This is a genomic window from Vreelandella hamiltonii, assembly GCF_014651775.1.
Classification (GTDB): domain Bacteria; phylum Pseudomonadota; class Gammaproteobacteria; order Pseudomonadales; family Halomonadaceae; genus Vreelandella; species Vreelandella hamiltonii.
Genome location: NZ_BMXN01000003.1, coordinates 216,843 through 229,558, shown reverse-complemented (window position 1 = coordinate 229,558; position 12,716 = coordinate 216,843). Strand labels below are relative to the sequence as shown.

Genomic DNA, 12,716 nt, shown 5'->3' with positions numbered 1-12,716 from the left:
TTTTTGCTTTTCCGCTATCCTGTGCCCTTTTGTCGGCGGCGCACGCCGCCGACAGTACGTATTTTTAGGAACTGACGTTACATGACCCAGTTTGATGCTTCTCAGTACGGCGCGAGTTCCATCGAGGTTCTCTCCGGGCTTGAGCCGGTGCGCAAGCGCCCTGGAATGTATACCGATACCTCGCGGCCCAATCACCTGGCGCAGGAGGTCATCGACAACAGTGTCGATGAAGCGCTGGCTGGGCATGCCACGGCCATCAGCGTCGTGCTGCACGGCGATGGCGCCATCGAAGTGCAGGACAACGGGCGCGGCATGCCCATCGACCTGCATCCCGAGCACGGCGTCTCGGGGGTCGAGCTGATTCTGACCAAGCTCCACGCGGGGGGTAAATTCTCCTCGTCGAGCTACCGCTTCTCCGGCGGCTTGCACGGCGTGGGCGTGTCGGTGGTCAATGCGCTGTCGCGGCGGCTGGAGGTCGAGGTCACCCGTGACGGCGCGCGCCACGCCATTGCCTTCGAACACGGCGAAAAGGTCGAAGAGCTCAAGGAGATCGGCAAGGCCGCCAAGCGTGCCACCGGAACACTGGTGCGCTTCTGGCCGGACGAAAGCTACTTCGACAGCCCCAAACTTGCGCTCTCACGATTGAAGCACCTGCTGCGGGCCAAGGCGGTGCTGTGTCCGGGGCTGGCGGTCACGCTGGTGGAGCCGGACGGCACCAAAACCGAGTGGGCGTACGCCGATGGCCTGCGCGACTACCTGGCCGAAGCCACCGATGGCTACGAGGTGCTCCCCAAGGAGCCTTTCGTTGGCCACTTCAATGATGACGAGCATGGCGTGGACTGGGCGATTCAGTGGCTGCCGGAAGGTGGCGAAGCGCTGCTGGAGAGCTACGTCAACCTGATCCCCACGCCCCAGGGCGGCACCCATGTGAACGGTTTCCGGGCGGGGTTGCTGGATGCCCTGAGGGAGTTCTGCGAATTCCGCAATCTGCTGCCCAGGGGCATCAAGCTCACCGCCGAAGACCTGTGGGAGCGCGCGTCCTTCGTGCTGTCGGTCAAGATGCTCGACCCTCAGTTTGCCGGGCAGACCAAGGAGCGGCTATCGTCGCGTACCATCGCCGGATTCGTGTCCGGCGTGGTGAAAGACGCGTTCTCGCTGTGGCTGAACCACCACGTGGAGCAGGCCGAACAGTTGGCCGAGCTGGTGATCAGCGCTGCCCAGCAGCGTCAGCGGAAATCGAAGAAAGTGGCGCGCAAGAAGGTCACCTCGGGCCCCGCGCTGCCGGGCAAGCTGGCTGATTGTTCGGGCCAGGACCCGGCCCAGAGCGAGCTGTTTCTGGTGGAAGGGGACTCCGCCGGGGGTAGTGCCAAGCAGGCGCGCAACCGCGAAACCCAGGCCATCCTGCCGCTGCGCGGCAAGATTCTGAATACCTGGGAGGTCGAGACCCACGATATCTACGGCTCCCAGGAAGTCCACGACATTGCGGTGGCCATTGGCGCCGACCCCGGCAGTGCCGACCTGGAAAAGCTGCGCTACCACAAGATCTGCATCCTGGCCGATGCCGATTCGGATGGCCTGCACATCGCCACGCTGCTGTGTGCCCTGTTCGTGAGGCACTTCCCCGCCCTGGTGGATGCAGGCCATGTGTTCGTGGCCATGCCGCCGCTCTACCGGATCGATCTGGGCAAGGAAGTGCACTACGCCTTGGACGAGAGCGAAAAAGCCGCCATTCTCAAGCAACTGGCCAGCAAGCGCGGCACCCCCAACGTGCAGCGCTTCAAGGGGCTGGGCGAAATGAGCCCGCTACAGCTGCGTGAAACCACCATGGCCGTGGAGACCCGCCGGCTGGTGCAGCTCACGCTGAGCGAGGGGGACGGCACGCTGGAGATGATGGACATGCTGCTGGCAAAAAAACGTGCCAGCGACCGCAAGAAGTGGCTGGAAGATTACGGCAACCTCGCAGACATTGAGGTATAACCTCCGATGACCATGGATATTCAGGTAGCGGAGGGCGACGTCGAGCGTCTGTCCCTGCGCGACTACACCGAAAAAGCGTACCTCGACTACTCGATGTACGTCATTCTCGACCGCGCGTTGCCCAACATCGGTGACGGCATGAAGCCCGTGCAGCGGCGCATCATTTATGCCATGCGTGAACTGGCGCTGCACGCCAACGCCAAGTACAAGAAGTCGGCGCGTACCGTGGGCGACGTGCTGGGCAAGTTCCACCCCCACGGCGACAGCGCCTGCTACGAAGCCATGGTGCTGATGGCCCAGCCGTTCAGCTACCGCTACCCGCTGGTGGATGGCCAGGGCAACTGGGGTAGCCCGGACGACCCCAAATCCTTCGCGGCAATGCGCTACACCGAGGCCAAGCTCTCCAAATTCGCCGACGTGCTGCTCAGCGAACTGGGCCAGGGCACCGTGGAGTGGGCGCCCAATTTCGATGGCACCATGCAGGAGCCGGTGGTACTGCCGGCTCGTCTGCCCCATGTGCTGCTCAATGGCGGCACCGGCATTGCCGTGGGCATGGCCACGGACATTCCGCCGCACAACGTATCGGAAGTGGTCGATGCCACCTGCCATCTGCTGCGCAACCCCAAGGCCACCACGGCCGAGCTGATGGCGTTCGTGCCCGCACCGGACTTCCCCACCGATGCCGAGATCATCACCCCCAAAGCGGACCTGCAAAAGCTCTATGAAAGCGGCCGTGGCTCGGTGAAGCTGCGCGCTCGCTACGTGCGAGAAGAGGCCAACGTGGTGATCACCGCGCTGCCTTACCAGGTCAGCGGTGCCAAGGTGCTGGAGCAGATCGCCGCGCAGATGCAGGCGAAGAAGCTGCCCATGGTGGCCGACCTGCGTGACGAGTCGACCCATGAAGAGCCCACCCGCCTGGTGATCGAGCCGCGCTCCAGCCGAGTGGACGTGGAGTCGCTGATGGCCCACCTGTTCGCCACCACGGACCTCGAAAAGAACGTGCGGGTGAACATGAACGTGATTGGCCTGGACGGTCGGCCACGGGTCATGCCGCTGAATGACATGCTGGGCGAGTGGCTGCGCTTTCGTCGTGCCACGGTGCGCCGTCGCCTGGAGCATCGGCTGGGCAAGGTGGAAGATCGCCTGCACATTCTGGAAGGCCTGCTGACGGCTTACCTGAACATCGATGAAGTGATTCGTATCATCCGCGAAGAGGACGAGCCCAAACCTGCCCTGATGAGCGCTTTTGGCCTCTCCGAGCGGCAGGCCGAGGCGATTCTGGAGCTGCGCCTGCGCCACCTGGCCAAGCTGGAAGAGATGAAGATTCGCGGCGAGCAGGACGAGCTGGAGAAAGAGCGCAAGACCCTGCAAGGCCTGCTGGGCAGCGACGCCAAGCTCACCACGCTGATCGAAAAAGAGATTCGCGCGGCGGGCAAGGAGCACGGCGATGCGCGCCGTTCGCCGCTGGTCGAGCGCAGCGAAGCGAAAGCGCTCTCGGAAGTTGAGCTGCTGGGAGCCGACCCGATTACCGTGGTGCTGTCCGACAAGGGCTGGATCCGTGCGGCCAAGGGCCATGACATCGACCCTGAAGGGCTATCGTACAAGGCGGGCGACAGCTTCCGCCTGGCGGCACGGGGCAAGACCAATCAGCCGCTGGTGCTGCTGGACGATACTGGCCGTGCCTACACGCTGCCAGCGCACAACCTGCCCAGCGCCCGAGGGCAGGGCGAGCCGGTCACCGGCCGCGCCAATGTCTCGGCGGGCGCCCAGATGGCGGGCTTGATGCTGGCGCCGCCCACGCGACGCTTTTTGCTGGCCAGCGATGGTGGCTATGGCTTCGTCGCGCCCTTGGAGGCGCTGACCGGCAAGAACAAGGCGGGCAAGGCGGTACTCAGCGTGCCAAAGGGCTGCAGCGTCATGGCGCCCGTGGAGGTGCCGGAAGGCGAATCGCTGTGGGTGGCGTCGGTTTCCAACGAAGGGCGGCTGCTGCTCTTCCCGCTGGACCAGTTGCCCGAGATGGCCAAGGGCAAGGGCAACAAGATGCTCGATATCCCCGGCCCCCGGGCGGCGCGGCGCGAAGAGTTCCTGCGTGATATCGCCATTGTGCCGGAAGGCGGAGAGCTGATCATCCATGCGGGCAAGCGCAAGCTGACGCTCAAGGCCGATGACCTTGCTTATTACCGGGGTGAACGTGGGCGTCGGGGCAGCAAATTGCCGCGCGGTTTCCAAAAAGTTGAACGACTAGAAGCAGGGGAGTGACCGATGGCACGCGGTGATGAAGCAGTAGCCGATGTGGTGATGAGTGTACTGGCACCACGCTGGACACCCGACATGGAGCCGCCCCTGGCGGCACTGCTGGCGCAGTTCGGCCTGCAGGAGCAGCAGCGTACGCCGTTGGCCCAGGTGGCAGAAGGCGCGCCGCTGGATTGCCTGGAGCTGCACCTGGCTGGCGCTCCCGCCGAGTGGCGGGAGCTGCGTCAGGCGGCGCTGGCGCTAGGGGAAACGCTGGGGGCCGACGTGGTGGTGCAACCCGACCGGCGCCACCTGGGGGCTCCCAGGCTAGTCTGTTTCGATATGGACTCCACCCTGATCAAGGCCGAGGTGATCGATGAGCTGGCGCGCCGCCACGGGGTAGGTGACGAAGTGGCTGAAGTCACCGAGCGGGCGATGCGCGGCGAGCTGGACTTTCAGGCCAGCTTCCGGGAGCGGATGAGCAAGCTGGCGGGGCTGGATGAGTCGGTGTTGGCCAGCATTGCGGCCGAGCTGCCGCTGATGGACGGTGTCGAGCGGCTGATGGCCAATCTTCGCCATCAGGGGATCCGCACTGCCATCCTTTCTGGTGGCTTTACCTATTTTGCCCGTGGCCTGCAGGCGCGGCTTGGCTTCGATGAGATCCACGCCAATGAGCTGGTGATTCAGCAGGGCAAGGTCACAGGCGAAGTCCAGGAGCCCATCGTCGATGCCGAGCGCAAGGCGCTGCTGCTGGAGCAGATTGCCCAGCGTGAAGGTATCGACCTGGCGCAGACGGTGGCGGTAGGTGACGGGGCCAACGACCTGAAGATGTTGGCCAAGGCGGGAGTGGGCGTAGCGTTTCGCGCCAAGCCGCTGGTGCGTGCCGAGGCGCGTCAGGCGTTAGGCGTGGCGGGGCTGGATGGCGTGCTCTATCTGCTGGGCTATTCCCAGGCCGAGCTGATCGATCCTGTCTAGTTCGACCCCATCCAGTTCGATCCTATCCAGTGACTGACGGGGCGGCGTTTGGCCGCCCTGTTCAGCTCGAAGGGCTCTCGGTGCTGGGCGTCAGGCTACCGTACTCGGCCCGCAGGGCTTCCAGCCGTTCGGTTTCGGCCTCCGTCAGCGTAGGCGCGTGCCACAGCCGTTGGCCCTGGGCATCCTTCACGCCCTTCAGCGTGAGGGTGAGCTGGACATCCCGGGGTATCTGATCGTTGCCCCAGGGGCCAAAACGGTTGGGTGCCAGGCTCCAGGTGGCGCGCTCACCCGGCGCCAGGCCGCCGGAAATCACGTAGTAGAACGTCTCGTCTACCCAGGCAACGTCGCGGTTGGCGCTGCGCAGTACGCCGCGCAGCTGCAGCTCGGCAATGGCTGCATCAGAATCGTTGCTGACCTCTAGTTCAATGACCGGCTCCAGCGCTCCGAATGGGCTGGAAGCAAGATAGTAGCGCGCCCTGTCGATACTTACCCGCGCCAGCTGCTGCTGGGCGGCTTCGGCGTTGGCCTCTTTTTCTTCCAGGCGGCTCAAGGTGCGCAGGGCCTGGTCACGCTCTCGGGCACGGCGCTGGCGCAGCATCTCGTCGGCTCGCTCGATGACCTGGTCGCCGGTGAGCCCATGCATGTAGGCGTTGGCCGACTCGGCGATTTCAGCCGCGTTCATGCGCCCGGGCTGCAGCACGCTGATACCGCTGAAAGACGACATGGCGATGATCTTCAGCGCCTGGTCGAACTCGTCGCGTTTGTAGGTGGGCAGCGAATCGCGGACTTTCTCGATGGACACCACGGCTGCGGGCATCGAACTCGTATCAATTTTGGGGTCAGCACAGCCCGCTATCAGCAGGGCCGTCAGCGACAGTATCGATAGCCTTGTCAGGCGCCGCATAGTTGTACCTCGTTACAGGCCAAAAAACCGACAGGGAGCTTACCCGAAAGTGGTATCGACCACTAGCCGGAGCAATAAAACTCCCCTGTATCCAGCAGGTGGAAGGTGGCTCTTTTTGGTATAAAGTGTGCCGATTCAACGTTTCCGAGAAGCCCCGTTCCATGAGTGCATCCTTTACTACCTGGCAGGCGCGCTTTGAAAAGCTGCGCAGCAACAAGCTGTTCGAGACCGTGGTGATCGCCATCATCGTGCTGTCTGCCCTGACCATCGGTGCTCGCACCTACGATGAGGTCAGTCAGTTCGAGCAGTGGCTGATCTATCTGGACGTCGCCGTCACCATCTTCTTTCTGGTGGAACTGCTGATTCGCATGGCCGCCGAACGCAATCTGACCAACTTCTTCAAGAAGGGTTGGAACATCTTCGACTTCCTGATCGTCACGGCCAGCCTCATCCCCATGGACGACTCTGAGATGGTGCTGCTGGCACGCCTGCTGCGCATCTTCCGGGTGCTGCGTCTGGTGTCGATGATTCCCGAGCTGCGCCTGCTGCTGGTGGCGTTGATCAAGTCCATTCCACGGATGGGCTACGTGGCGCTGCTGATGTTCATCATCTTCTATATCTACGCGGCGGTGGGCAGCTTCATCTTCCATACCGTGGATGAGCAGCTGTGGGGCAACATTGCGCTGGCCATGCTGACGCTGTTCCAGGTGGCCACCTTCGAGAGCTGGGCCACGGCGGTGCTGTATCCCACTATGGAGCAGTACCCCTACGCCTGGATCTACTTTCTGACCTTCATCTTTTTGAATGCGTTCATTTTCCTGAATATGATGATCGGTATCGTGCTGGACGTGATGCAGAAAGAGAGCGCACAGATTGATTTAGAAAGCGGAGAAGGCGAAGCTGCAGAGATACAGGGCCTGCGTGACGACGTGCGCGCACTGCGCAGCCAGTTGGATCGCATGGAGTCCGCCCTGCAGGCGGCCGCGCAAGCAAAGCCTGGTCTAGCACAGCCTGGGCAAGCAAAGCCTGACCGCGACGAATAACAGGAGAGCCACGATGATGATGAAGGACCCTTCGAAAAAGTATCGCCCTTTCGTGGCGGTGGACCTGCCCGACCGTCAGTGGCCCGGCCAGCGTATCGACACGCCGCCCATCTGGTGCAGCGTCGACCTGCGCGATGGCAACCAGTCGCTGATCGACCCCATGGATCAGGAGCGCAAGCAGCGGTTGTTCGACATGCTGCTGAAGATCGGTTTCAAAGAGATCGAAGTGGGCTTTCCTTCTGCGTCGCAAACCGATTTCGACTTCGTGCGCTCGTTGATCGAGCAGGACAAGATTCCCGACGACGTCACCATCCAGGTGCTGACCCAGGCACGGCCGCATCTGATCGAGCGCACCTTCGAGGCGCTGAAGGGCGCCAAGCGTGCCATCGTGCACGTCTACAATGCCACCGACCCGATGTTTCGACGGGTGGTGTTCAACGTCGACAAGGCAGAGTGCGTGCAAATTGCCGTGGACGCCACGGCGCAGATACGTGACCTGATGGCCGCCAACCCGGAGACCCAGTGGACCTTCCAGTACTCGCCGGAGCTGTTCACGACCACGGAAATGCCTTTCGCCGTGGAGATCGTCGAAGCCGTGATGGACACCTTCGGCCCCAGCGTGGACAACCGGATGATCGTCAACCTGCCGGCCACGGTCGAAGTGGCCACGCCCAACAATTACGCCGACCAGATCGAGTGGTTCTGCCGCCATGTGAAAAAGCGCGATACGCTGATCGTCAGCGTGCACCCGCACAACGACCGCGGCACCGGCGTGGCGGCGGCGGAGTTGACGCTGATGGCGGGTGCCGACCGAATCGAGGGCACCCTGTTCGGTAATGGCGAGCGTACCGGCAATGTCGATATCGTGACGCTGGCCATGAACATGTACACCCAGGGCGTGCACCCCCAGCTCGATTTCTCCAATATCACGCCGATCATGCGCGAAGTGGAGTACTGCAACCAGTTGCCGGTTCATCCGCGCCATCCGTACGTGGGCGACCTGGTGTTCACGGCGTTTTCCGGTTCGCACCAGGATGCCATCAAGAAGGGCATGGCCGAGCGTCGCGCCAATCCCGAAGCCCCCTGGGACGTGCCGTACCTGCCCATCGACCCCATGGATGTCGGGCGCAGCTACGAAGCCGTGATTCGCGTCAACAGCCAGTCGGGCAAGGGCGGCATCTCCTACCTGCTGGAGCAGGAGCACGGCATCGAGCTACCGCGCAGGCTCTCCATCGAATTCAGCCAGGTGGTGCAGGAAGTGGCGGACCGTACGGGTCGCGAGATCACTTCCCAGATGATCTATCAGGCCTTCCTGGAAGAGTACCTGGAGCAGCAGGCACCGCTGGCGCTGGTCAACCACCGCCTGGCCTCCGAGCCGGATAGCCCTCGGGTCACCCTGGAAGCCGTCGTGGAGCAGCAGGGCGAACGCCATCTGCTGAGCGGTCAGGGCAACGGCCCGCTGGCGGCCTTCGTCAAAGCGCTACACGCCCATGGTCACGACGTGGAGATCATCGACTACCACGAGCACTCCCGAGGCCAGGGCGCCGATGCGGAAGCCATTGCCTATGTCGAAGTCCGTATCGACGGCCAGGCCGTGTTTGGCGTCGGCAGCGACGAGAGCATCACCAGCGCCTCCATGAAAGGCGTGCTGAGTGCCATCAATCGTTATCATGCGGCTCGTTCCCAACAGTAAACGTTTAGGCGGCAACGTTGGAGTAAACACGGTTTACAAGATGCACTGACTCAGAGATCAGCATGGAGCAGGCGTATCTGCCCATGGAGGAAGTGCATCGCCAGCTACAGGATTGGGTAGGCTCATTAGGGTGTATATCCCTTTGACATATCCATTGCGTTGGCTAACATGAGTTCCATGTACGGTATCTCCCGATGGTCCTGGCACAGGAGTCTGATCATGGAACAAGGCGCAGTCTTTCAGAGTAATCGAAGCCAGGCGGTTCGACTGCCCAAAGCGTTGGCTCTGCCAGAAGGTGTAAAGCGAGTCGACATCGTGGCCATTGGTCGTACCCGGGTTATATCGCCAGCCGGGGAGGCCTGGGATAGCTGGTTTGAGGGTGAAGGCGTGAGCGCTGACTTCATGTCGTCACGTGAGCAGCCCCCCGAACAGGAACGAGACCTGTTTTGATGCTCAAGTTCATGCTCGATACCAATATCTGCATTTTCACGATTAAAAATCGTCCGCAAGAGGTTCGTGAGGCATTCAAACAGCATCATGGGCAGCTGTGCATCAGTACTGTCACACTGATGGAGTTGGTGTATGGTGCAGAAAAATCTGCTTTCCCTGAACGTAATTTAGCCACCATCGAAGGGTTTGCAGCCAGGCTGGACGTGTTGATGTACGACGAGGCAGCGGCATCGCATACAGGGCAGCTGCGCGCTGAACAAGCCAAGGTGGGCAAGCCCATAGGCCCTTACGATCAAATGATCGCCGGTCACGCGCGCTCACGAGGGCTGATACTGGTCACCAACAATATGCGCGAGTTCAAAGCAGTGCCGGGCTTGCGTGTAGAAGATTGGGTAGGCCCGGGGCAGTGACCTTTATGGCGGGAGACCACCTAGTGTCAAAGCGATTATTCCAGCATAGAACAGCAGGATAGCCGTCAATGTGCAGAGGATGGGTAACACGGGTTGGGTGGGTCTTCGTGCTGATTGCCTTGGCAGCTGCAATATTGACCTCGGCTGCCTCCCACGAGCCCTTCGAGCCACGGCTGGTGCGGCTGGAAGCCCACAAGGCACTGCCTGCATTGCCCCTTGAGCAAGAGTCTCCTGAGATCAATGCGCTGATGCTGCACTACGCTTCCGATCAGGCGCTGTGGATGAGCGCCTGGCTGGCTGTCATGCAGCATGGCGACCTCGCCCGGGAGGTACTGCTCGCGTACGGGCTCTCACCCCAGTGGCAAGACGTATTGGTGCGTTATGGTGCCGATGCGGTGCTGCCAGTCAGCTATTTTCATCATCACGACAGCGCCACGCTGCGTGCGCAGCACTGGCTGGGTGAGCGCTATCAGCAGCTGAGCCGATGGTGGAGCGATGAAGAGATGCCTGCCCCGGCGCAATGGTCGGCCCAGCAGCGCGGGCTGATGGGCATTGCATTCCTCGATGCCGAGGGGCACGCACTGTTGAACCAGTTCGTCATCGACCGTGAAGGCCAGGTGAATTGGCTGCAAGGCGAGCGTGTCGTGACCGGGGTGGGCGACTTTTTCACCAGTGGGATTCGTCAACTGGAGAGCCAGTGGCGCAGCGGTGACGGCGTGCGTGCCAGCGATCTCGGGTGGGCAGGGGTGGACCTGCTGGTGATGGCCAGCACGGTCAAGGTGCTGCGAGCGGGAAGAGCCGCCCGGGCAGGCCGAGTCGGCGCGCTGGAGGCGCAGGGTGCCCGTGTGGGCGTCGCGGCCAGCACGGGGCGTTTCGCAGCGCTGCCTCGCATGGCGCGCGTGGCGGCAGTGGCGGGCACGGCCTACGTGGTGGTACGCCACCCCAGCCTGGTGAGCGCGCTCGGCGCCAATCTGGCCAACTGGCTTGGCTGGCCCACCTGGTTGGGGCAGTGGCTGCTGTGGTGCTTGGTCTTGCTGCCGGTGCTGATCATGGCTCGCTGGCTATATCGCTGGTTGATTTCCCCCTTGCTCTGGCTGCTACTGCCGGTGGCGCGCCTGTGCGCCAGGACGCTTGCACACGCGCCGAGGCAGCGTGGGTAGCGCCGCTCTGAGGTCATTGCTCAGAGCGGCGGGCGGTGTCAGGCGTGGCTGGCCAGCCACTTTCGCCAACTTCCGAATTCGGTAATGTCCCTGGCGGTACCGCTTTCGTTCAACGCCCCGGCAGTGCAGATGAATCCACACGCCCAGCGGCCGCTGGCCAGCTCCACCTGCCCCAGCCCCAGCGGCGCGGGAATCCCGGCCAGAAAGCTGCCCACGGTCTCGACGGGCAGCCGCCATACCTCTACGTCAATGGCCTGGCCCCCCGCATCGCGCAGCAGCGCCGGGCGCGAAGGCGGCCCGCCTGCCAGCGCGAACAGCTTGTAGCAAGGAGCCGTCTGGCTCGCTTCGTGCAGCACGCCGCCGCGCTCCGTCAGTTGGTGGTTGAGGGGTAAGCCGCTCAGGTGAGCGCCGCACACCACGATCTCCATGTGGCCGTCCTGGGCGGTGGTTGCCAAATCAGCGAGTGGCGGATGTGCAATGCCGGTTGCCCCCAGTGGCAGCATCACGCGTGCCTCCAGCGCCCGCGCCAACGACAGCAGCATCAGGTCGGCAAACGCTGGGCCGAACAGGGTGACCCCGGCAGGCAGGCCGCTCTCGGACAATGCCACAGGTACCGCCAGGGCGCTGTAATCGAGCAGGTTCATGAAGTTGGTCCAGGTCCCCAGCCGTGAGTTCACGCCAATCGGGTCAGCGGCGACATCTGCCTTGGTGGGGTGGGTCACCGTGGTGGGGCTGAGCATCACATCCACTTGGGCGATGAGCGCATCGGCCTGACGCTTGAATTCGGCGAGCTGATAGCGCGCATCGAAGGCATCGACCGCCAGCGGGGTGGCCCCGCCTTGCGTGATCTGAAACGTCACCGGGTGAACGGCTTCGGGGTGGCTGGCCATCAGCTCACGAATCACGTGGTAGCGCTCGGCCACCCAGGGGCCTTCGTAAAGCAGGCGCGCCGCCGCCAGCAGGGGCGCGCAGTCCAGCTCGACCTTTTCACCGCCCAGCGCTTCAAGGTGGGCAATGGCCTGGTGCATGCCCTGGGTGTAGGCCGCATCCGTTTGCCATTGGGTTTCGGGCGGTACGCCAAAGCGGAACGCGGAAGGGGCCTTTCCATAGCGTCTGGCGTGCACGGCAAAATCGTGCTTTCGCGACCAGGCGCACTGATCATCATAGGCAGCGGTAATGCTGAGCACTTTCGCGGCATCGTCGGCGGTGAAGGTAAACAGGCTGATGGTGTCCAGCGTTGCGCAGGCGGGTACTACGCCGCGGGTGCTGAGCAGGCCAAGGCTTGGCTTGACCCCGTACAAGTTGTGAAAACAGGCCGGCACACGGCCTGAGCCCGCCGTATCGGTACCGAGAGCAAAGCTGACCATGCCTGCCGCCGTGACCACCGCCGAGCCACTGCTGGAGCCACCCGGCACCCGCGTCGGGTCGAAGGCATTGGCGGGCGTGCCGTAAACCTCCAGCGCCCGTTCACCGACCAGCCCCGTGGCAAACTGATCCAGGTTGGTTTTGCCCATGGGGATCGCCCCCGCATCGATCAACCGCTGCACGACGAAAGCGTGTTCGCTGGGCGTGTAGGCAAAAGCAGGACACCCCGCCGTGGTCGGAACGCCCGCCAGGTCGATATTGTCCTTGATCGCAAACGGAATGCCGTACAGGGGCAGGGTCTCCGGCGATTCGCCTTCCAGACGTTGGAGGTAGGGCGCTAATTGCTCACGCGTCAGCCGGGTGATCCAGGCAGGGTCATGGCCGTGTGTATCGGCCAGGGAGAGCAGGTGTTCTACCAGTCGTGCAGGTGTCAGGTTGCCCTGCCGATAGGCGCTGTGCAGGCTGGCGATATCCAGCGCTTGGGTGAGTGCCATGGTGGTCTCCTAA

10 protein-coding genes are annotated in these 12,716 nt (G+C 62.8%); 8 read left to right on the top strand and 2 right to left on the bottom strand.

Going from position 1 to position 12,716, the window contains the following annotated elements:
* Positions 1–81: 81 nt before the first annotated feature.
* From parE to serB, 3 genes are read left to right on the top strand one after another with little or no spacing between them, the layout of a single operon-like run.
* Positions 82–1,977: a DNA topoisomerase IV subunit B gene (parE, locus tag IE091_RS04325; protein WP_096923197.1), complete on the top strand. Its 1,896-nt coding sequence runs from the start codon at positions 82–84 to the stop codon at positions 1,975–1,977.
* 6 nt (positions 1,978–1,983) lie between these two features.
* Positions 1,984–4,236: a DNA topoisomerase IV subunit A gene (parC, locus tag IE091_RS04320; protein WP_016913416.1), complete on the top strand. Its 2,253-nt coding sequence runs from the start codon at positions 1,984–1,986 to the stop codon at positions 4,234–4,236.
* Positions 4,237–4,239: 3 nt separating this feature from the next.
* The gene (gene serB / locus IE091_RS04315) at positions 4,240–5,184 is read left to right on the top strand and encodes a phosphoserine phosphatase SerB (RefSeq protein WP_039177612.1); all 945 of its coding nucleotides are present in this window, start codon (positions 4,240–4,242) and stop codon (positions 5,182–5,184) included.
* 61 nt (positions 5,185–5,245) lie between these two features.
* On the opposite strand, the gene IE091_RS04310 is transcribed toward serB, so the two are convergent.
* A complete protein-coding gene (locus tag IE091_RS04310) occupies positions 5,246–6,088 on the bottom strand; it encodes a DUF6694 family lipoprotein (RefSeq protein WP_084123757.1) in 843 nt (280 codons plus the stop codon).
* 161 nt (positions 6,089–6,249) lie between these two features.
* Here IE091_RS04310 and IE091_RS04305 point away from each other — a divergent pair, with 161 nt between their 5' ends.
* The 5 genes from IE091_RS04305 to IE091_RS04285 all read left to right on the top strand — a co-directional run bounded on the left by IE091_RS04305 (position 6,250) and on the right by IE091_RS04285 (position 10,844).
* Positions 6,250–7,131, top strand: coding sequence for an ion transporter (locus tag IE091_RS04305; protein ID WP_096923196.1), 882 nt, complete (start codon positions 6,250–6,252; stop codon positions 7,129–7,131).
* Positions 7,132–7,144: 13 nt separating this feature from the next.
* Positions 7,145–8,824 (top strand): 2-isopropylmalate synthase, encoded by a 1,680-nt coding sequence (gene leuA, locus IE091_RS04300; RefSeq protein WP_189462901.1) that lies wholly within the window; start codon positions 7,145–7,147, stop codon positions 8,822–8,824.
* 219 nt (positions 8,825–9,043) lie between these two features.
* Positions 9,044–9,274: a type II toxin-antitoxin system VapB family antitoxin gene (gene vapB, locus IE091_RS04295; protein ID WP_039177604.1), complete on the top strand. Its 231-nt coding sequence runs from the start codon at positions 9,044–9,046 to the stop codon at positions 9,272–9,274.
* Positions 9,274–9,684: a type II toxin-antitoxin system tRNA(fMet)-specific endonuclease VapC gene (vapC, locus tag IE091_RS04290; RefSeq protein WP_189462900.1), complete on the top strand. Its 411-nt coding sequence runs from the start codon at positions 9,274–9,276 to the stop codon at positions 9,682–9,684. Before vapB ends, vapC begins: the two co-directional genes overlap by 1 nt.
* A 107-nt stretch (positions 9,685–9,791) precedes the next feature.
* Positions 9,792–10,844 carry a hypothetical protein gene (locus tag IE091_RS04285; RefSeq protein ID WP_189462899.1) on the top strand — a complete coding sequence of 351 codons (1,053 nt, stop codon included), beginning with the start codon at positions 9,792–9,794 and terminating at the stop codon, positions 10,842–10,844.
* 38 nt (positions 10,845–10,882) lie between these two features.
* Here IE091_RS04285 and atzF read toward each other — a convergent pair whose 3' ends face one another.
* Entirely contained in the window at positions 10,883–12,703 is a 1,821-nt protein-coding gene (gene atzF / locus IE091_RS04280) for an allophanate hydrolase (RefSeq protein ID WP_189462898.1), read from the bottom strand.
* Positions 12,704–12,716: the final 13 nt, after the last annotated feature.

Excerpts from the sequence above, each read along its gene's own strand:
- parE (WP_096923197.1), top strand. The coding sequence starts at position 82 with ATGACCCAGTTTGATGCTTCTCAGTACGGCGCGAGTTCCATCGAGGTT.
- parC (WP_016913416.1), top strand. The coding sequence starts at position 1,984 with ATGACCATGGATATTCAGGTAGCGGAGGGCGACGTCGAGCGTCTGTCC.
- serB (WP_039177612.1), top strand. The coding sequence starts at position 4,240 with ATGGCACGCGGTGATGAAGCAGTAGCCGATGTGGTGATGAGTGTACTG.
- IE091_RS04310 (WP_084123757.1), bottom strand. The coding sequence starts at position 6,088 with ATGCGGCGCCTGACAAGGCTATCGATACTGTCGCTGACGGCCCTGCTG.
- IE091_RS04305 (WP_096923196.1), top strand. The coding sequence starts at position 6,250 with ATGAGTGCATCCTTTACTACCTGGCAGGCGCGCTTTGAAAAGCTGCGC.
- leuA (WP_189462901.1), top strand. The coding sequence starts at position 7,145 with ATGATGATGAAGGACCCTTCGAAAAAGTATCGCCCTTTCGTGGCGGTG.
- vapB (WP_039177604.1), top strand. The coding sequence starts at position 9,044 with ATGGAACAAGGCGCAGTCTTTCAGAGTAATCGAAGCCAGGCGGTTCGA.
- vapC (WP_189462900.1), top strand. The coding sequence starts at position 9,274 with ATGCTCAAGTTCATGCTCGATACCAATATCTGCATTTTCACGATTAAA.
- atzF (WP_189462898.1), bottom strand. The coding sequence starts at position 12,703 with ATGGCACTCACCCAAGCGCTGGATATCGCCAGCCTGCACAGCGCCTAT.